Annotated in this window: 19 protein-coding genes and 1 riboswitch; of the genes, 7 read left to right on the top strand and 12 right to left on the bottom strand. The window is 73.1% G+C overall.

Annotated elements, in window-relative coordinates; genetic code table 11:
- Positions 1–83 precede the first annotated feature (83 nt).
- The 5 genes from HNR68_RS23125 to HNR68_RS23105 form a co-directional block, all read right to left on the bottom strand.
- Positions 84–908, bottom strand: a complete 825-nt coding sequence (locus HNR68_RS23125; RefSeq protein WP_179723843.1) for an LLM class F420-dependent oxidoreductase — start codon at positions 906–908, stop codon at positions 84–86.
- Between the two features lie 38 nt (positions 909–946).
- The gene (locus tag HNR68_RS23120) at positions 947–1,678 is read right to left on the bottom strand and encodes a class I SAM-dependent DNA methyltransferase (protein WP_343050348.1); all 732 of its coding nucleotides are present in this window, start codon (positions 1,676–1,678) and stop codon (positions 947–949) included.
- A 131-nt stretch (positions 1,679–1,809) separates the two neighbouring features.
- Complete coding sequence (locus HNR68_RS23115) at positions 1,810–2,016, bottom strand: CstA-like transporter-associated (seleno)protein (protein WP_179723842.1); 207 nt, start codon at positions 2,014–2,016, stop codon at positions 1,810–1,812.
- The gene (locus tag HNR68_RS23110; RefSeq protein WP_179723841.1) at positions 2,013–4,163 is read right to left on the bottom strand and encodes a carbon starvation CstA family protein; all 2,151 of its coding nucleotides are present in this window, start codon (positions 4,161–4,163) and stop codon (positions 2,013–2,015) included. Before HNR68_RS23110 ends, HNR68_RS23115 begins: the two co-directional genes overlap by 4 nt.
- 195 nt (positions 4,164–4,358) lie before the next feature.
- A complete protein-coding gene (locus HNR68_RS23105; protein WP_179723840.1) occupies positions 4,359–5,183 on the bottom strand; it encodes an LLM class F420-dependent oxidoreductase in 825 nt (274 codons plus the stop codon).
- Between the two features lie 287 nt (positions 5,184–5,470).
- Between HNR68_RS23105 and HNR68_RS23100 the strand changes: the two genes are divergently transcribed.
- The 3 genes from HNR68_RS23100 to HNR68_RS23090 all read left to right on the top strand — a co-directional run bounded on the left by HNR68_RS23100 (position 5,471) and on the right by HNR68_RS23090 (position 7,750).
- The gene (locus tag HNR68_RS23100) at positions 5,471–5,962 is read left to right on the top strand and encodes a SigE family RNA polymerase sigma factor (RefSeq protein WP_179723839.1); all 492 of its coding nucleotides are present in this window, start codon (positions 5,471–5,473) and stop codon (positions 5,960–5,962) included.
- Positions 5,959–6,990, top strand: coding sequence for a hypothetical protein (locus HNR68_RS23095; RefSeq protein WP_179723838.1), 1,032 nt, complete (start codon positions 5,959–5,961; stop codon positions 6,988–6,990). The genes HNR68_RS23100 and HNR68_RS23095 overlap by 4 nt, the downstream gene beginning before the upstream one ends.
- Positions 6,991–7,087: 97 nt before the next feature.
- Complete coding sequence (locus HNR68_RS23090; RefSeq protein ID WP_179723837.1) at positions 7,088–7,750, top strand: hypothetical protein; 663 nt, start codon at positions 7,088–7,090, stop codon at positions 7,748–7,750.
- A 9-nt stretch (positions 7,751–7,759) separates the two neighbouring features.
- Here the strand turns inward: HNR68_RS23090 and HNR68_RS23085 are convergent, their stop codons facing one another.
- Positions 7,760–9,016, bottom strand: a complete 1,257-nt coding sequence (locus HNR68_RS23085) for a hypothetical protein (RefSeq protein ID WP_179723836.1) — start codon at positions 9,014–9,016, stop codon at positions 7,760–7,762.
- A 416-nt stretch (positions 9,017–9,432) separates the two neighbouring features.
- Here HNR68_RS23085 and HNR68_RS23080 point away from each other — a divergent pair, with 416 nt between their 5' ends.
- Complete coding sequence (locus HNR68_RS23080; protein ID WP_380574145.1) at positions 9,433–9,909, top strand: DUF3145 domain-containing protein; 477 nt, start codon at positions 9,433–9,435, stop codon at positions 9,907–9,909.
- Positions 9,910–9,965: 56 nt separating this feature from the next.
- Positions 9,966–10,550 carry a hypothetical protein gene (locus HNR68_RS23075; RefSeq protein ID WP_179723834.1) on the top strand — a complete coding sequence of 195 codons (585 nt, stop codon included), beginning with the start codon at positions 9,966–9,968 and terminating at the stop codon, positions 10,548–10,550.
- Positions 10,551–10,627: 77 nt separating this feature from the next.
- Here HNR68_RS23075 and HNR68_RS23070 read toward each other — a convergent pair whose 3' ends face one another.
- The 5 genes from HNR68_RS23070 to HNR68_RS23050 all read right to left on the bottom strand — a co-directional run bounded on the left by HNR68_RS23070 (position 10,628) and on the right by HNR68_RS23050 (position 15,477).
- Positions 10,628–11,872 (bottom strand): beta-ketoacyl-[acyl-carrier-protein] synthase family protein, encoded by a 1,245-nt coding sequence (locus HNR68_RS23070; RefSeq protein ID WP_179723833.1) that lies wholly within the window; start codon positions 11,870–11,872, stop codon positions 10,628–10,630.
- Positions 11,869–12,108: an acyl carrier protein gene (locus HNR68_RS23065; RefSeq protein WP_179723832.1), complete on the bottom strand. Its 240-nt coding sequence runs from the start codon at positions 12,106–12,108 to the stop codon at positions 11,869–11,871. Before HNR68_RS23065 ends, HNR68_RS23070 begins: the two co-directional genes overlap by 4 nt.
- A 61-nt stretch (positions 12,109–12,169) precedes the next feature.
- Positions 12,170–13,150: a beta-ketoacyl-ACP synthase 3 gene (locus HNR68_RS23060; protein WP_179723831.1), complete on the bottom strand. Its 981-nt coding sequence runs from the start codon at positions 13,148–13,150 to the stop codon at positions 12,170–12,172.
- Entirely contained in the window at positions 13,147–14,067 is a 921-nt protein-coding gene (locus HNR68_RS23055) for an acyltransferase domain-containing protein (RefSeq protein WP_179723830.1), read from the bottom strand. Before HNR68_RS23055 ends, HNR68_RS23060 begins: the two co-directional genes overlap by 4 nt.
- Before the next feature lie 195 nt (positions 14,068–14,262).
- Positions 14,263–15,477 carry a PucR family transcriptional regulator gene (locus tag HNR68_RS23050; protein ID WP_179723829.1) on the bottom strand — a complete coding sequence of 405 codons (1,215 nt, stop codon included), beginning with the start codon at positions 15,475–15,477 and terminating at the stop codon, positions 14,263–14,265.
- 278 nt (positions 15,478–15,755) lie between these two features.
- On the opposite strand from HNR68_RS23050, the gene HNR68_RS23045 reads away from it, so the two are divergent.
- Complete coding sequence (locus HNR68_RS23045; protein ID WP_179723828.1) at positions 15,756–16,646, top strand: peptidoglycan recognition protein family protein; 891 nt, start codon at positions 15,756–15,758, stop codon at positions 16,644–16,646.
- A 13-nt stretch (positions 16,647–16,659) separates the two neighbouring features.
- Here the strand turns inward: HNR68_RS23045 and HNR68_RS23040 are convergent, their stop codons facing one another.
- Complete coding sequence (locus HNR68_RS23040) at positions 16,660–16,893, bottom strand: DUF3263 domain-containing protein (protein ID WP_179723827.1); 234 nt, start codon at positions 16,891–16,893, stop codon at positions 16,660–16,662.
- Between the two features lie 199 nt (positions 16,894–17,092).
- Positions 17,093–17,226, top strand: a riboswitch (FMN riboswitch).
- 92 nt (positions 17,227–17,318) lie between these two features.
- Here HNR68_RS23040 and pnuC point away from each other — a divergent pair.
- Positions 17,319–17,966, top strand: a complete 648-nt coding sequence (pnuC, locus tag HNR68_RS23035; RefSeq protein ID WP_343050347.1) for a nicotinamide riboside transporter PnuC — start codon at positions 17,319–17,321, stop codon at positions 17,964–17,966.
- Positions 17,967–17,991: the final 25 nt, after the last annotated feature.

Raw genomic sequence — 17,991 nt, 5'->3', positions numbered from 1 at the left:
GGCGGGGCGTCCGGTCGGCGGGCGCCGTGGCGGTCTCCTGGCTCCGGTCGGCCCTGCGACACGCCCTCGTGCGCAGGCGCCGCTCAGCGGAGCTCGAGCGCCTCGGCGAGGGCGCGGTAGCCGGCGAGCGGGTCGTCGCCGAGGACCTGGACGGACACGTGGTCGGCGTCCGCGCGGAGGTGGGCGTCGACGCCCTCGGCGATCTGCTCCGCGGTGCCGTGCAGGGCCAGGGCGTCGACCACGCGGTCGCTGCCCGGCGGGGTGAGCTCGTCGGGCGAGAAGCCGTGGCGCTGCAGGTTGCGGACGTAGTTGACCAGGTTCAGGTACCGGGTGACCATCGCGCGGCCGGTCGCGCGGGCGCGCTCCACATCGGTGTCCACCACGACCTTCTGCTCCGGTGCCAGCAGCGCGTCGCCGAGGACCTCCCGGGCCGCGCGGGTGTGGTCCGGCGTGGTCAGGTACGGGTGGGCGCCGGCCGCGCGGTCGCGCGCGAGACGCAGCACCTTCGGGCCGAGGGCGGCGAGCACCCGCTGCGACTGCGGGACCTCGGCGGCGTCCAGCACGTCGAGGTGGTCCACCAGCGCCTGGTAGGGCTTGCGGTAGTCGGTGTTCGCCTCCCGGTGACCGGCGCCGACGCCCAGCACGAAGCGGCCCGGGTGCTTGGCGTCGACGCGGTGGAACGACTCGGCGACGGCCTGGGCGGGGGAGTTCCAGATGTTCACGATCCCCGTCGCGACGGTGATCCCGCGAGTGGCGTCGAGCAGTCGTTCCACGATCTCCGGGTCCGCGGGCGGGGATCCGCCCACCCAGATCGTGCCGTAGCCCAACCGCTCGGCCTCCGCCGCGAACTCCGCGTCCAGCTGCGGAGCGAGGCGCCAGATGCCGATCCTGCCGAGTGGAGCGCTCATGCCTCGGCCAACACGCCCGGCTGAGCCCGCATTCCCGGTCAGGCGCCCTTGCGCCAGACGTAGGCGGCGGAGATCGGGTGGTCTCGGTACCGCGCCCACTTCGGCTTCACCGCGAGCCAGGCGTCGTCGATCAGCCCTTCCTGCAGCTCGGCCAGCCGCCACCCGGCCGCCAGCGCGGCGGCGACGTGGTCGCTGATCAGGTGCACGTTCGTGGTGATCGCCACGGACTCCCCGGCGTCGTTGGTGAAGTGGGTGGGCATGCCGGAGGTCATGATGAAGTGCGGGTGGAACGCGACGAGCACGAACGTCGCCTGCGGCGCGGCGATGCGCCACGCCTCCCGGTAGAACGGTCCGAGGTCGGCGAGGTGCTCGTCGACCAACGAGGAGATCACCAGGTCGTAGGCCTCGGCGTCCAGCCCGGTGGCGGTGACGTCGCCCTCGACGAGCCGGGCGTGCACCCCGCGCTCGCGGGCCCGCGCCAGCATCTCCGGGGTCACGTCGACCCCGTCGATCGCGAGCACGCCCTGGTCGCGCAACCACTGCCCGGTCCGCCCGGTGCCGCACCCGAGGTCGGCGGCGCGCACGACGGACGTCCACTCGGGCACCACCAGCCGCTCCAGCAGCGCGAGGTCCATGACGTCCTCGACGGTGTCCTCGTACTTGCCGACCCACTCCGCGTACCCGGTGCGCACGTCGACGGTCCGGTACCCGCGCGCGTCGAACCCGCTGAACTCCATGCCCCCGATCTTGCCCGCCGCACCGACCGGCACGAAACGGGTTTTCCCCGCTGCGCCGGCCGGGCGGAGGGGCGGCTTCGCGCTGCGCCTGGCCACCGAAGACCTCCGGTAGCAACGGAGGGCGCCTCCCACCGGCTTCGGCGGGAGACGCCCTCCTGGTTCGGTCAGCAGCAGCGGGAGCCGGGGGTGGCGTCCTGGCGGTCGACGTGCCGGCGCCAGAACTCCCGCTCGCCCATCGGCTCCTCGCCGGGGTGGTGGCGGCGGTGGTGCTCCAGGTAGCGCTCGTAGGCGTTCTCCCCGACCACCCCGCGCACGACCTGCCAGGCCGCGCGGACCGACTCGCGCAGCTTGGACAGCACCGCCGTCGTCACGTGCTCGCTCCGGCCTTCGCCGTCTCGAGCTCCTGGCGCTCCTCGTGGATGCGCCGCTCCTCGGCCGTCATGATCAGCCCGGACGGGGCCCACAGCTGCGACTCGACGTACGGGGCCTCGGTGGTGGGCAGCGGCTCGGTGGCGCGCAGCGCCTTGACCCACACCCGGACCGCGTCGATGAGCACGATCACGATCAGCACCGCGAACAGCACGCTCAGCACGCCGTCGACGGTGGAGTTGACCACGACCTTCTGCATCTCCTCCACGGTGTGCGCGGTGCCCTTGCTGGTCTCCCCGGCGTCCAGGGCCGCCTGGTAGGCCGCGCGCTGCGCGAAGAAGCCGATCTGCGGGTCCGCCGAGAACACCTTCTGCCAGCTCGCGGTCAGCGTCACCGCCGCGTCCCAGGCCAGCGGGACCAGGGTGACCCAGGCGTACTTCGCCCGCCCGGACTTGATGATCAGCGTGGTGGCCACCGCCAGCGCCACCGCCGCCAGCAGCTGGTTGGCGATGCCGAACAGCGGGAACAGCTGGTTGATGCCGCCCAGCGGGTCGTTGACGCCGGCCCACAGGAAGTAGCCCCACGCGCCGACGATCACCGCGCTGGCGATCCAGTTGCCCGGCTTCCAGGTGACGTCACCGAAGCGCTTCCAGACGTTGCCCACGGTGTCCTGCAGCATGAACCGGCCGACCCGGGTACCGGCGTCCACCGTGGTCAGGATGAACAGCGCCTCGAACATGACCGCGAAGTGGTACCAGAACGCCCGCATCGCGTCCCCGCCGATGACCTGCGAAAACACGTCGGACAACCCGACCGCGAGGGTGGGGGCGCCGCCGCTGCGGCCGACCAGCGTCTCCTCGTCCACCGCCGCGGCGGCCGCGGCCAGCTGGTCGGGGGTGATCTGGAAGCCCAGCCCGGCCACCGCCTGCGACGCCGACTCCAGCGTGTCGCCCAGCGCGGTCGCCGGCATGTTCATCGCGAAGTACAGGCCGGGGTCGATGATGCACGCCGCGGCCAGCGCCATGATCGCCACGAACGACTCGGTGAGCATGCCGCCGTAGCCGATGACCCGGACCTGCGACTCCTTCTCCAGCATCTTCGGCGTGGTGCCCGAGGACACCAGCGCGTGGAAGCCGGAGAGCGCCCCGCAGGCGATCGTGATGAACACGAACGGGAACAGCGACCCGGAGAACACCGGGCCCTGGCCGTTGAGCGCGAACTCGGTGATCGCCTCGGTCTGCATCGCCGGCAGCGCGATGAGGATCGACACCGCCAGCATCACCACGACGCCGACCTTCATGAAGGTGCTCAGGTAGTCGCGCGGCGCCAGCAGCATCCACACCGGCAGCACCGAGGCGATGAAGCCGTAGACGACCAGCGCGAAGGTCAGCTCGTTGCCGGAGAGGGTGAAGAACCCGGCCAGCGACGAGTCGGCCACCCAGCTGCCCGCGACGATGCTCAGCAGCAGCAGCGCGACGCCGATCACCGAGGTCTCGACGATCTTGCCGGGACGCAGGTAGCGCAGGTAGAAGCCCATGAACAGGGCGATCGGGATGGTCATGCCGATGGAGAAGGTGCCCCACGGCGAGCCCTTCAGCGCGCCGACCACGACCAGCGCCAGCACCGCCAGCAGGATGATCATGATGGCCAGCACGGCGATGAGCGCCGCGATGCCGCCCACCGGTCCGATCTCCTCGCGGGCCATCTGCCCGAGGCTGCGGCCGTTGCGGCGGGTGGAGAAGAACAGCACCACCATGTCCTGCACCGCACCGGCGAAGATGACGCCGACGATGATCCAGATGGTGCCCGGGAGGTAGCCCATCTGCGCGGCCAGCACCGGACCGACCAGCGGACCCGCCCCGGCGATCGCCGCGAAGTGGTGCCCGAACAGCACCCGGCGGTCGGTGGGCTGGAAGTCGGTGCCGTCGTTCAGCCGCTCGGCCGGGGTGGCGCGGGTGTCATCGGCCTTGAGCACCTTGTAGGTGATGAACCGCGCGTAGAAGCGGTACCCGATCGCGTAGGAGGCAAGGGCCGCGAAGACCAGCCAGGCCGCGGAGATCTCCTCGCCCCGGCTCAGCGCGATGACGCCCCAGGCGACCGCGCCGACGACCGCCACCAGCACCCAGATGGCGATCTCCTTGGGTGTCATCTTGCGTTTCCGAGCTGTCCCACCGCTCGGCGCCGTGTTGGTTGCCACCGTCCTCGGACTCCATTCCTGCGGTTGCGGCCGCTGCGCGAGACATCAGGTGCGCAGCAGACACGAGGATCTGTGCGCAACGGCGAGATGTCCAGGGCATGGCACGGATGTGACCAGGATGTAAGACACGCCTGGTGACCTGCGCACTCAGCGGAGTCGAGCGGCCACCCCCGCGAGCTCGTCGAGCGTGCGCAGGGTCTCGTCACGACCACGCGTGGGCAGCAGGAACAGGGTGCGGTCGACCCCGGCCGCGGCGTAGGACTCGACCACCGCCGGGTCCTTCGGGGCGGCGTACACCGACACCGGCACCCGCCACCCGGCGCGGTCGCGGACCTGCGCCACCTTCTCGGCGAGGCCTTCCTCGCCGCCGCGCGGCAGCCAGCCGCCCCCGTACTCGGCGACCCGCGCCATCGCCCGCTCGCTCTCCCCGCCGACGTAGATCGGCGGATGGGGCCGCTGCACCGGCTTGGGCCAGGAGTAGATCGGGTCGAAGTCGACGTGGTCGCCGTGGAACTCGGCGGCCTCCGCGGTCCAGATCTCGCGCATCGCCCGGATGCGCTCGTCCATCAGCGCGCCGCGCGTGCGCGGGTCGGTGCCGTGGTTGCGCATCTCCTCGCGGTTCCACCCGGCGCCGACCCCGAACAGGAACCGGCCGCCCGAGACGAGGTCCAGGGTGGCCACCTCCTTGGCGGTGGTGATCGGGTCCCGCTCCACCACGAGGCAGATCCCAGTGGCCAGCAGCAGGCGCTCGGTGACCGCCGCGGCGGCGGTCAGCGCGACGAACGGGTCCAGCGTGCGGTAGTAGACGCGCGGCAGGTCGCCACCGCCCGGGTAGGGCGTCTCCCGGCTGGTCGGGATGTGCGTGTGCTCGGCGACGAAGAGCGCGTCGAAGCCCCGCTCCTCCAGCGCGCGGCCGAGGTCGGCCGGGCCGATCCCTTCGTCGGTGATGAACGTGGCGACGCCGAACTCCATCGGGCCCTCCCGGGACGGTGGCGGAAGCGTTGGACCAGCTGGTGTAGACCGTAGTGCGGCGCGGCGCAACCAGCATGATCTGTCCGGGTGCTGCTGCCGGCGTGCCCGCGCAACGAGATGATCTTCAGCGGTGGCGTCGGTAGACTCCCCCGTCGGCTGGGTGGCATCGATCGACAACGAGCGGAATCCGGTCGCAACCACGGAGGGGGTCTCGCGCGTCGTGCAGGGATGTGACGGTGTCGATCGCACTGCCCGTGGCCGCCCGGCCGGGCGACGGGCTGGCGGCAATGGATGAACTGACGAGCAAGCTCACCGACCTCTACCAGGAGCACTACAAGCAACTGCTGCGCATCGCCGTCCTGCTCGTGGACGACCGGGCTGCCGCCGAGGACATCGTGCAGGACGCCTACGTGCGGGTCTTCGACTCCCGCACCCGGCTGCGCGACCCGGGCAAGGCGCTGGCGTTCCTGCGGCAGGCGGTGCTCAACCGGGCCCGGTCGGTGCTGCGGAGGCGGCTCGTCGCCAAGAAGTACCAGCCGAAGCTGGCCACCGAGGACAGCCAGCCCGACGACACCGGGCGCGGCGTCGACCGCGCCGTGCTGGCCGCGGCGCTGGCCAAGCTGCCGCGCCGGCAGCGGGAGGCCGTCGTGCTGCGCTACTACGCCGACCTCAGTGAGTCCCGCACCGCCGAGGTGATGGGATGCAGCCAGGGAGCGGTGAAGTCGTACTGCTCGCGGGGAGTGTCGCGGCTGTCCGAGCTGCTGGGGGAACGGGTGTGAAGGACGTCAACAGCACGCGGGACGTCGAGGTGGTGCGCGCGCTGCTGCACCGCGCGGTGGACGACGTCGAGCCCAGCCCCGACGCGCTGCCCCGGCTGCTCGCCGCCGCGCGGCGGCGCCGGTCGCCGAAGCGCCCGCTGCTCGCGGCGCTGGGCGCGGTGGCCGCGGCGGCGGTGGCGCTCGTCGTGGCGTTCGTGGTGCTCCCGGGCCAGCAGCAGCCCACCCCGGTCAGTGCGCAGCCGAACAGCTACCTGGCCACCCCGCAGCCCGGGGTGATCGCCTCCTTCGACGTCCTGTCCGGGCGGCAGAACGGCGTGCTCTCCGACGTCCCCGGCGCGGACCCGGAGACGCTGGCCACCGACCGCAGCCGGGTGCTGGTGGTGGCCGCCACCACGGAGGGCAAGCGGCTGGTCGAGGTGTCCGCCGACGGCGCCCAGCGGGTGCTGCCGGTCCCGGTCGGCGACGCCCGGCTGCTGGCCGCCGGTGGCGGGCGGATCGCCTACCTGGACGGCGGTGCGGTGGTGGTGCTGCGCGACGGGCAGCCGCAGCACATCGCGCTGCCCACCGGGACGCGGGTGGACGACCTCGCGCTGTCCGACGACGGCCGGCTGGCGCTGCTGGCTGCCGAGCCGGGCCGCCACCAGGCGTCGGTGCTGGTGCTCGCGCCCGACGCGACCTCGTGGGACGGGCGCGTCGAAGCGGTCTCCGACGGCTGCGGACCGGTGGCGATCACCTGGAACGGGCCCGATCTCGCGGTGCTGGAACCGCCGGCCTGCGCTGCCGGGCAGGCGCGGGTGGCCACCTTCGCCGCGGACACCGGCCGCAAGCTCGGCGGCGGCGTGCCGTTCCCGGCCCCGGAGCTGACCCCGAGCACGGTGGAGCTGTCCGCGGACCCGCTGGGGCGGTTCCTGGTGTCGACCAGCGGTGGCGGACAGTGGCTGGTCGACGGCTCCGAGGTGCGCCCGGTCCCACCCGCCTGCACCCGCCCGGGGGTCTGCGCGTCCGGCCCGGCCACGTTCTGGAGTTGATCACGCGGGCGGCACGCCCCTGATGCGACCAATCCCGGCTCCGGCCGCCGCCGCTGACCGATCATCGGGCGCGTCGACGCAGACCAGAGGGGTGGACGTGCGAGAGCGACGACAGGAGCTGGCGCGGCTGTACCGGGTGGCGCTGGACCGCCCGCGCGGGCAGCAGGTGCTGGCCTTCGCGGTGTCGGCCTGGGCGCTGGTCTGGATCCTCGGCCAGTTCGCCGCCCACCCGGACAGCCCGAGCGCGCTGGACGTGCTCAGCGACGTCGCCGCGCGGCTCGGTGTGGCCACCGGTGGGTGGGACGAGCGGTTGGCGCAGGCGTGGCAGAGCGGGGGCGCTGGTCTCGCGGTGCTCGGCGGCCTGCTGTGGGCGGCGACCACCGAGCGCGGCCAAGCGCCCGCGCTGCTGGGCTGGATCGCGGTGATGCTCGGCGCGGAACGCCTCGGCTACCAGCCGGCGGTGCTGCTGGCCGTGGCGACGATGGTGTGCTTCGTGCTCGTGCTGTGGCTGGCCGCCCTGGTCAGCGGCCGGTTCCCGGAGCGCCGAGCGGTGCTGCTGCCGCGCGACGTGGTGCGCGCCGGGGTCACCGCGGCGACGCTCGCCGCCGTGGTGCCGCTGTTCGCGCCGGCGTTCGCCCTGGACCGCGTGGTCCGGCCGTACCTCGTCAAGGGGCCGCGGCGCACCTCGTCCGCCCCCTTCGTCCCCGAGCAGCCGGGACCCCGCAGGGCCGCGCCGGACGCCGAACCGGACCGCCGGTAGCCGGTGCGCTCAGGGCCGCGGGGTGAGGCGCAGACCGCGCTCGGCCAGCGCGCGGAGCTCCACGTCGTCGGGGGAGGAGCCCCGGTCCCGCCACACCGTCTGCACGATCCGCACCTCCGCGCCGCTCTGCTGCACCACCTGGGCGGCGTCGGCGAAGCCGTCCGGCCGGCCCCCGCCCTCGGCGACCAGGTCGGTCACCCCGCCGGTCCCGGCCCGCTCGGCCAGCTCGCGGAGCTCGCGCGCGGCCTGCTCGTCCGGGAGCTCGACGATCGCGACCGCCACCGCGGCCGGCTGGCCGGACACCCGGGTGTCGAACACCGCGCGGGTCAGGCCCCGGCAGGGGTGCTGCTCGAACCAGCGCTGGACGTCGCCGAAGGCGTGCGGGGCGCAGGTCTGCTCGCGACCGGTCGTCCGCTGCGCGAACTCCAGGCCGTCGACGCGCTGGACCGGCGCCGACGGTGGGGGAGGGGCGGCGGCCGTGCCGCCGAACACCAGCCACGCGACCAGCGCACCGAGCAGCACGACCAGCACCGCCGCGGCCGCGAGGAGCACGGCGGGACGGGTGAGCCGGCGCCCGACCGCGGACTCGGTGAACTTCGTGGTCAGCGACTCGCTGAACTTGGGGATGAGCATCGTGTCCGCGGAGGCCAGGTCGGTGACCCCCGACTCCGGGAAGCCCTCTTCGACCAGGTCGGCGGCGCTGAACTCGCAGGACTCGTCGAGCACCCGCAGCAGCTGCTGCGCGGGCTCCACCGGGCAGGCGCGCTCGTAGGTGGCCAGCTCGCGGGCGGCGGAGAGGATCGAGGTGGTGTTCGGCGCGACGACCCGGACGCCGCGGTGCAGGTCCGTCGTGGGCTGGGTGACCTGCCCGGCGTAGGGGCCGACGACCACGACGGCGGCCACCGGCATCGGCTCCAGGTCGCGGGACTGCAGGCTGCGCGCCAGCGCCGCGGCCGACTCGAGCGCCTCCAGCGCGGGGTTGACCGCGCCCTCGGCGCGCACCAGCGGCCAACCGTCCACCGTCCACGGCGTGTGCACCGGTGCGTCCACCTTCAGCGCCGGTTCCGGCAGGTCCACGCCGAGCACGACGACCACCCCGCGGGGCATCACGACCACCGCGTCCAGCGGCCGGGGAGCGCCCGGAGGGCGGCAGCTGAACACGGCGACCCCGCCCAGCACCGAGTCGCCGGCGCCCCACGCGGAGATGGCCGCGCGGATGTCGGCGCCGACCTTGGTCGGCTCCGCGTCGAGCCGCACGAGTCGCATGGCACCTCCCCTTTCCCGCAGCCCGGTCCACCCCCGGTCCGGGCCCTGACGTTAGCCGGAGCGCGAGAGGGTTGTCGCGGCGATCCGCTATTCCTCCGATCGAGTGGTATCCACCACTCGTTCGATCTTGCCTCGTTGGTGCTAGCGAGGGACGCGAGAACCCCGCTCAACAGCCGGGGATCTGCGGTTTCGCCTGATCGGAGCAGTGTGCGCCGATCGGAGGTCCGCAACCCGGGGCGCCGCGGCGTGCGTGGCGAGATGCAGCGTTCTGGTGGCGCACGGTACGAGGCCGATGCAGAATGACGCCGCATCTGTTGATCGTCGGGTTCGCGAGGTCGTAGGGGAAGACGTCCCTCGTCGAACAGCGGAGGTCAGCAGTGAGCACCCGTGGCAGCGACCGTGGCCACACCGCTGGTGTGGTCTACGTCCACTCGTCGCCGTCTGCGGTCTGCCCGCACGTCGAGTGGGCGATCTCTGGCGCACTCGGCACGCGGACGGAACTTCGCTGGACGGCGCAACCGGCAGCCCCCGGTCAACTCCGCGCGGAGTGCAACTGGACGGGCGAGCCGGGCACCGGAGCACGTCTGGTCAGCGCGCTGCGCGCGTGGCCGATGCTGCGCTTCGAAGTCACCGAGGACCCCAGCCCCGGGGTGGACGGGCAGCGCTTCTGCCACGCCCCCGGCCTGGGCCTGTGGCGCGCCTGCACCAGCGCCAACGGCGACATCGTGGTCAGCGAGGACCAGCTGCGCACCCTGGCGGCCAACGCCAAGGGGCCGGAGGCGTTCGCGCACCGGGTGGACCAGCTGCTGGGCGCGGCGTGGGACGACGCGCTCGAACCCTTCCGCCGCGCCGGCGACGGCGCCCCGGTGACCTGGCTGCACCGCGTCGGCTGACGCGGACTCGAGCGAAACGGCCGTGCCCGGAGTGGCGGTGTGCGAAGCTTGGGGCCGTGCGTTCCTGGGTGAAGTGGGGTCTGCCGGTCTCGATCGTCGTGCTGCTGGCCGGTGCCGGTGGTGGTGTGGTGCTCGCCGACCAGGTCTACCGCGAGCCGGTGCGCGGGAACGTCCCGGAGGTCCCGCCGGAGACCGCTGAACCCGCGGTGGCGGTCGAGAGCCCCGGGGGCGTGAAGTACACGGCGGGTGCGGCCCAGCACCCCGACCAGCGCGCGGTCATGGTCGTGCTGGACAACCACTTCCGGTCGATCAACACGCGCAACTACGACCTCTGGAAGTCCACTGTGGTCCCGAGCAAGTGGGCCGAGCTGCCCAAGGACAAGTGGATGCGCGACTACGGCTCGACCGAGGACCTCGACATGACCGTGCACCGGATCGACACCGGGCCGGACGGGTCGCTCGCGGTGCTGCTCACCTTCAAGAGCTTCCAGGAGGTCGAGCACGCCCCGGCGAACGTGCCGTCGACGTGCCTGGAGTGGAACCTGGTGTACCCGATGGTCCTCGACGAGTCGGGGCGCTCGCTGCGCCTGGACACCAGCAAGCTGCCCAACAGCGCCCTGGTCCAGGAGTGCCGGGAGTGACCCTCCCCGGCGGGGGCTCGGACGAGAACGGGGGAGCGGGCTGAGCCGTGCTCAGCCCGCTCCCCCGACGCCTGTGATCACGCCGTGGTGAAGGCGAGGGCCACGTTGTGCCCGCCGAAGCCGAAGGCGTTGTTCAGCGCGGCGGTCTGCTCCACGTGCCGCGGCTTGTCGGCGACCACGTCGACCTCGACCTTCGGGTCGAGGTTCTCGAGGTTGCGCGTCGCCGGGATGACGCCGTGGCGCAGCGAGAGGACCGTCAGGATGCTCTCCACCGCGCCGGCCCCGCCGACCAGGTGGCCGAGCGAGCCCTTGGGCGCGGTCACCACCGCACCCTCACCGACGGCGTTGCGCACCGAGTTGGCCTCCCCGACGTCGCCGACCACGGTCGACGTCGCGTGCGCGTTGATGTGCCCGATGTCCGACGGCTCCAGGCCGCCGCTGCGCATCGCCTTGCGCATCGCCGCGATCTGGCCGCGACCGTCCGGCGGGCTGCCGGTGATGTGGTAGGCGTCGGAGGTGATGCCCACGCCCGCCAGCCGGCCGTAGATCCGCGCGCCGCGCGCCTTGGCGTGCTCCGCGCTCTCCAGCACCATCACGCCGGCGCCTTCCCCCAGGACGAACCCGTCGCGGTCGACGTCGAACGGGCGCGACGCCCGGTCCGGGTCGTCGTTGCGGGTGCTCAGGGTCCGGGCCTGGGCGAACCCGGCGACGGTGATCGGGTGGATGCAGGCCTCCGCGCCACCGGCCACCACCACGTCCGCGTGCCCCTGCTGGATCAGGTCGAAGCCCTTGGCCAGGCCCTCGGCGCCCGAGGCGCAGGCCGACGCGGGGGAGTGCACCCCGGCGCGGGCCCGCAGGTCCAGGCTGACCATCGCGGCCGGGCCGTTGGGCATCAGCATCGGGACGGTCAGCGGCGAGACCTTCCGCAGCCCCTGGGTCTCCAGCAGGTCGTCCTGCTGGAGCAGGGTGAGCGGGCCGCCGATGCCGGTGCCCAGCGACACCCCGAGGCGGTCCGGGTCGACCGGCTCGGACTCGTCGGTGGGCAGCTCGAAGCCGGCGTCCGCCCACGCCTCGCGGGCGGCGATGACGGCGATCGCCTCGCAGCGGTCCATCCGCCGCAGCTGCACGCGGGGCAGCACCTCAGCGGGCTCGACCGCCAGCGGCGCGCCGATCTTGGCCGGCAGCTCGTAGCGGTCGAGCCACTCCTCCTCGAGGAGCTTGATGCCGGTCGCGCCGTTCAGCACACCGTCCCACGTGGACGCGACGTCCCCGCCGAGCGGTGTCGTCGCGCCCAGCCCGGTGATGACGACCTCGGTCGTCATGCGTTCTTGGTGATGTAGTCCACCGCATCACCGACGGTCTTGAGGTTGGCGAGCTCGTCGTCCGGGATCTTGACGCCGAACTTGTCCTCGGCCTGCACGGCGATCTCGACCATGGACAGCGAGTCGATGTCGAGGTCGTCGACGAAGGACTTGTCGACGGTCACGTCCGCGGCGTCGACACCGGCGACCTCCTCGACGATGGCGGCCAGACCCTTGGTGATTTCCTCGTTGGACACGGTGTTTCCTTCCTGGTACTTGCGTTGCCAGCCCCGGGCGCGTGGCCCGCGGCAGCTGGGGTCAGGGGCACACGGCGACCTGGGCCGAGTACGACAGCCCGGCCCCGAAGCCCACGAGCAGCATCACGGCACCGCTGGGGATCTCCCCGGCGCTGCGCATGTGGTCGATGGCCAGCGGGATGGACGCCGACGACGTGTTGCCGGAGTAGACGATGTCACGGGCGACCACGAGGTCGTCACGCGCACCCTGCGACTGCAGCTTCTTGGCGATGGCCTCCACGATCCGCAGGTTCGCCTGGTGCGGGACCAGGACGTCCACATCGGACAGCTGGAGCCCGGCGGCCTCGACCGCCCGCGCCGCCACCGGGGCGATCTGGGTCGTCGCCCACCGGAAGACCGACTGGCCCTCCTGGTAGATGTACTTGCCCTCGCGCAGGTAGATGGTGTCGACCAGGTCGCCCGCGCTGCCCAGCACGCCGGGACCGATCTCGGGCTGCTCGGCCGGACCGACCACCGCGGCGCCCGCACCGTCGGCGAAGATGATGCAGTTCGCCCGGTCCTCCCAGTCCAGCCACTCCTGGAACCGCTCGGAGCCGATCACCAGCACGTGGCGGGCCGACCCGGCGCGCACCGCGTCCGAGGCGGTGGACAGCGCGTAGACGAAGCCGGCGCAGGCGGCGTTGAGGTCGAAGGCGCCCTTGGCCTTGATGCCGATCTGGTCGGAGACCTGGGCCGCGGCGTTCGGGATGCCGCCCGGCATGGTGCAGGTCGCCACGATGACCTGGTCGATGTCCGACGGCGACAGGCCCGCGTCGGCGACCGCCTTCGCGCCGGCCTCGACCGCCATGCTCACCACGGTCTGGTCGTCGTCGCCGAGCCGGCGGTGGATGATGCCGACGCGCTGCCGGATCCACTCGTCGTTGGTGTCGACGACCTTGGCCAGGTCGTGGTTGGTGACGATCCGGTTGCCCTGGGTGCTGCCGAAGCCGAGCAGGCGGGTCCCTGCCGGGCTGGCGTTCTGGGCGATGCGGGGCTTGCTCACTCGTCGCTCCCGAGCAGGTCGGCCACCTTGTCCAGGTCGGCGGGGGTCTTCAGAGCGACGGTCTTGACGCCCTTGAGTTCGCGGCGCACCAGGCCGCTGAGGGTGCCCGCGGGCGGGAACTCCACGACCGCCTCGACACCGCGGTCGGCGAGGGTGGCCATGCAGCTGTCCCAGCGGACCGGGCGGGTCACCTGGTCGACGAGGCGGCGCACGATCTCGGCCGCGTCGGTCACCACCGCGCCGTCGGCGTTGGACAGCAACGGCAGGGTCGCGTCGGTGGCGACGACCTGCTCGGCGTGCTTGGCCAGCGCGTCCTGCGCGGGCGCCATGAAGCGGGTGTGGAAGGCGCCGGCGACCGGCAGCGGCCGGACGCGGGTGCCTTCCGGCGGTTCGTCGGCGAGCTGCTCGAGCGCGGGCCGCCGTCCGGCCGCGACGATCTGACCGGCGCCGTTGCGGTTGGCCGGGTCCAGGCCGAGCTGCTCCAGGTGCGCGACGACGGTGTCGGCGTCCCCGCCGAGCACGGCGGACATGCCGGTGGGCTCCAGCGCGCACGCCGCGGCCATCTCCCGGCCGCGGACGGCGGCCAGCGCCACCGCGTCGTCGGCGCTCAGCGCCCCAGCGACCGCGGCGGCGGCCAGCTCACCGACGGAGTGCCCGGCGACCGGCGTGCCCTCGGGCACGGTCACGCGGCGGCGCAGCTCCTCGGCGGCGATCAGCGACAGCGCCACCACGAGCGGCTGGGTGACCGCGGTGTCCTTGATCTCCTCGGCGTCGGCGGTCGTGCCGAGGCGCACCAGGTCCAGGCCGGTCAGCTCGGACCAGGCGCCGAGCCGCTCGGCGACACCGTCCAGCTCGAGCCACGGTTGGAACATCCCAGGGGTCTGCGACCCCTGTCCGGGGGCTAGAAGCGCGATCACACCTGCTACTGAACACGTCGCAGCGCCGTTGGAGTGATGTCGAGACAGACGAAGTCCGGCGCGCAAAGTTGTGGGGTGTCTACAAGCAGTTCCCGCGCCGGAGGCCGTCGAGGGGGATTTCGTTGTCGAGGGTGTCCGGTTCGTGACGCGCCGGTGAAACCCGGTAGGTCCTGGTGACGCGCGTGGCGCCTGTGCTCACCAGAGGCCGCGCGCCTTGGCGAGCCTGCCGACCGCCAGACCCACCCGCAGCACGTGCGCGTCGCGTGCGTTGGAGGGCGTGCGGCCTGTGAGCTCCGCCACCCGCCGCAGCCGGTACCGGACGGTGTTGGGGTGCACGTAGAGCTGGCGCGCGCAGTTCTCCAGCACCCCGCCGACCTCGAGGTAGGTGTCGACGGTGTCCATCAGCGACCCGCCGGCGTCCACCAGCGGCAGCACGATCTTCTCGACCAGCTGCCGCTCCGCCTCCGGGTCGCCGGCCAGCGCGCGCTCGGGCAGCAGGTCGCCGGAGGGGACCGGGCGGGGCGCGGTGGGCCAGGCGACGACGGCGCGCAGCGCCGACATCGCGTCCGCGGCCGACCGGTGCGCCTCGGCCAGGCTCGGCGCGGTCGGCCCGACCACCACCGGGCCGTCGTCGAACGCCTCGGTCAGCCGCACCGCCGCCTCGTGGTCGGAGCGCTCGTCGCCGGTGCTGCCGAAGACCACCACCAACCGCGAGCCCTGCACGCTGAGCAGCACCGGGCAGCCGACCCGCGCCGCGCGGCTGCGCACCTGGTACACGATGGTCGGCGGGTCGTCGGACGGCGCGCCGCCGACCAGCACGGTGGCCTCCGACGAGGGCTCCCAGCCCAGCGCCGCGGCGCGGGACAGCAGCGACTCCTCGGCGTCGCCCCGCACGATGCCGTCGACCACCAGCGCCTCCAGCCGCGCGTCCCACGCGCCGCGCGCCTCCGCGGCGGCCGCGTAGGAGGTCGCCGCGGCGAAGGCGATCTCGCGGGTGTAGCGCAGGATCGACTCGGTCAGCAGGGTGCGCTCGTTCTGCTCGTCGGCCAGCTCCGGCAGCCGCTGCTCGAACACGTCGATGGCGACCCGCACCAGCTCCAGGGTCTGCCGCAGGCTGACCCAGCGGGACAGGTCGCGCGGGGCGGCGCGGAACGCCTCGGCGGTCAACCGGATCGCCTCGGTGGGGTCCTGCAGCCAGGCCACGAAGTTGGACACGCCGGTCTGGGTCACCAGCAGCACGCTGGCGCGCTGGTCCGCGGGCAACCGGCGGAACCACGGCAGCCGCTGCTCCATCGCGCTGACGCTGGCCCCGGCCAGCCCGCCCGAAGCGCGTTCCAGGCGGCGGAGGGTCGCCGCGGAGATCTGCCGCTGCGTACCGGTGTCCCGCTCACCTGCGCGTTCGGTGCTCATGGTTCCAGAATCGCACGTCGCTGATCAGCTCCGACGGGCACCGGTCGGCGCGTGGGGGAGCGCTCACACCGCGACCGCCGCTGACCGGGGACGGCCGGCCGCAGGCGGGCGCGCGCGGGCTGATCGCCGCTGGTCAGGCACCGCGGATCGCTGGATCGGTCGATGACCGCGGCTCACCCGTTGGACGGGTCTCGGCGATTTTCACGCACTTGGCCGTGGTCGCCCGCACCCGAGCGGGACACCATGGGGTAACGGATCAAGCCGGGAGAGTGATCAGGTTGGCGTTGCCCCTCGTCTGGTTGGCGGACACGCTGCGCGCGGCGGGACTGACGGTGGTCGAGACCGACGGGTGGCAGGAGCGCAGCGCCACCTCGGGGCCGCTGCCGGCACCGGTCGGCGTGCTGGAGCACCACACCGCGACCCCGGCGTCCTACGAGGACCCGGCGCCCAGCGTCCAGCTGTGCATCGACGGTCGCCCCGACCTCGAGGGGCCGCTGTGCCACGCGGTGATCGGCTTCGACGGGGTGGTGCACATGATCGCCGCCGGCCGCGCCAACCACGCGGGCGAGGCGAAGGCGTCCGGCCCCAACCCGGCGGGCGACGGCAACACCCTCTACGTCGGCTTCGAGTGGGACTACCAGGGCGAGGACCAGGGGCCGAGCCCCGAGCAGTACCGGGCGGCGGTGACGGCGACCCGCGCGGTGCTCGAGCACCTGGGCCGTCCGGTGGACGCCGCGCGCGGCCACAAGGAGACCAGCGTCAGAGGCAAGATCGACCCCGGTCACGTCGACATGGACCGGTTCCGCGCCGACCTCGGGAACAAGGACCAGGAGGACCAGATGACCCCGGAACAGGACGCGATCCTGCGGCGCTTGGAGCACGAGCTGCTCGGTCCGCGCGGGCCGAACGGCGAGATCCAGGGCTGGCACACCGAGGTCGGGCCCCGCACCATCGTCGCGATGCTCGTGGACCTGGTGAACACCGTGGTGGCGCGAGGGCAGGCGCCCGCGGTGCCGACGCAGGCCGGTGCGGCGGACCCGGAGGCGATCAAGGCGGCGTTCCAGGCGCTGCCGCCGGACCAGGCGGCGCCGCTGCTGGCCGAGCTGGTCCGCATCCAGCAGGGCCGTCAGCTGACCCCGGAGCAGTACGCGCAGGCCACCCAGCGGTGACCCGCGGGGCGCGTCAGGAGTCGCGGGCGGCGCGGCGCCGGGCGCGCTGGTCGCGACGGTCCAGCAGGCGCTTGACCAGGGCCGGCTGGGCCTTGAGGGCCTCGGGCTCGTCCAGCAGCCGGTTCAGCCGCTGGTAGTAGCGGTTCGGGGAGAACCCGAAGCGCTCCTGGATGACGCGTTCCTTGTTGCCCTGGTACTGCCAGTGCTCGAGTTCGAAGGCGAGGATGGCGCGATCGGTGTCGTTCATCCGGCGTCCCCCTCCTCGACGAGCTGCTGATCGAGTCTACCGGCGTGGGCACGCGTGTTCGATCGGCCGTCCGGGGGCGTTGCTCACAGGCGCGCGTCGACGGCGGCGCCGCGTCTCCCCGCCCGCGGTGTGATCCGACGCACGAACCGCCCCGGGAACAGATCACCCGGCGCAGGATGTTTCGCAGATCGAACGAGTCGTGCGCTCCGGGGCTCGGTGCAAGTCCGAACCGGCGGTGACAGTCCGCGAACCGGCGCTTCGCCCAGCGAGGTGTCGGCCGATCCGGTGGAATTCCGGAACCGACGGTGACAGTCCGGATGAGAGGCAGCGCACGGGTGGCCGGGGCAGGGCTGTCGCTGTCGGCAGCCGTCGCCGCGGGCTGCCCGCTCACCCCGGCGCGCACGTCGCCGGTGGGAGGAGCGGGCGTGCGGACTGTCGCGGAATGGTTGCTCGGCAACGGGATCACCGTGCTGGGCCAGCAGATCTCGTGGGCGGAGCTGGTCGGGCAGCTGTGCGCCCTGGCCGTGGTCTTCCTCGCCCAGCGCCGGACGCTGGCGACCTGGCCGGTGCAGGTCTCCGCGACGGTGCTGCTGTTCGCCGTCTACGCCTCGGCGCACCTCGGCGGACTGGCCGTCCGGCAGGTGATGATCCTGCTCATCTCGCTCTACGGCTGGTGGGCCTGGCGCCGCCGCACCGACCCCGTCTACGGCGTCGTGGTGCGCAGGGCCAGCGGCCCGGAACGGCTCGCGCTGCTCGGTGTGCTGGCCCTCGGCACGGCCGCGTTCGCGCTGGTGCTGTCCGCGTTGGACGCCTCCTGGGCGCCGTGGCCGGACGCCTGGATCTTCGTCGGCACTCTGGTCGCGTTCTGGGCGCAGGGCCGCGGTCTGGTCGAGTTCTGGCTGGTGTGGCTGGCCGTGGACGCGGTCGGCGTGCCGCTGCAGATCGCCTCCGGGCTGTACTTCAGCGCGGCGATCTACGTGGTCTTCGCGGCCCTGGTGGTCCACGGTTGGTGGAGCTGGAACCGCACCGCACGGGTGCAGGGCGCTCACCCGGAGGCCGTCGCCCGGACTTGACGCCCAGCGTTCGGCGGTGGTGGAT

It is taken from the genome of Saccharopolyspora hordei, from assembly GCF_013410345.1.
Taxonomy (GTDB): Bacteria; Actinomycetota; Actinomycetes; order Mycobacteriales; family Pseudonocardiaceae; genus Saccharopolyspora; species Saccharopolyspora hordei.
The sequence above is the reverse complement of the archived record's forward strand: the minus strand, read 5'-3'. Positions and strand labels throughout refer to the sequence as shown.

Excerpts from the sequence above, each read along its gene's own strand:
- HNR68_RS23125 (WP_179723843.1), bottom strand. The coding sequence starts at position 908 with ATGAGCGCTCCACTCGGCAGGATCGGCATCTGGCGCCTCGCTCCGCAG.
- HNR68_RS23110 (WP_179723841.1), bottom strand. The coding sequence starts at position 4,163 with ATGACACCCAAGGAGATCGCCATCTGGGTGCTGGTGGCGGTCGTCGGC.
- HNR68_RS23105 (WP_179723840.1), bottom strand. The coding sequence starts at position 5,183 with ATGGAGTTCGGCGTCGCCACGTTCATCACCGACGAAGGGATCGGCCCG.
- HNR68_RS23100 (WP_179723839.1), top strand. The coding sequence starts at position 5,471 with ATGGATGAACTGACGAGCAAGCTCACCGACCTCTACCAGGAGCACTAC.
- HNR68_RS23085 (WP_179723836.1), bottom strand. The coding sequence starts at position 9,016 with ATGCGACTCGTGCGGCTCGACGCGGAGCCGACCAAGGTCGGCGCCGAC.
- HNR68_RS23070 (WP_179723833.1), bottom strand. The coding sequence starts at position 11,872 with ATGACGACCGAGGTCGTCATCACCGGGCTGGGCGCGACGACACCGCTC.
- HNR68_RS23050 (WP_179723829.1), bottom strand. The coding sequence starts at position 15,477 with ATGAGCACCGAACGCGCAGGTGAGCGGGACACCGGTACGCAGCGGCAG.
- HNR68_RS23040 (WP_179723827.1), bottom strand. The coding sequence starts at position 16,893 with ATGAACGACACCGATCGCGCCATCCTCGCCTTCGAACTCGAGCACTGG.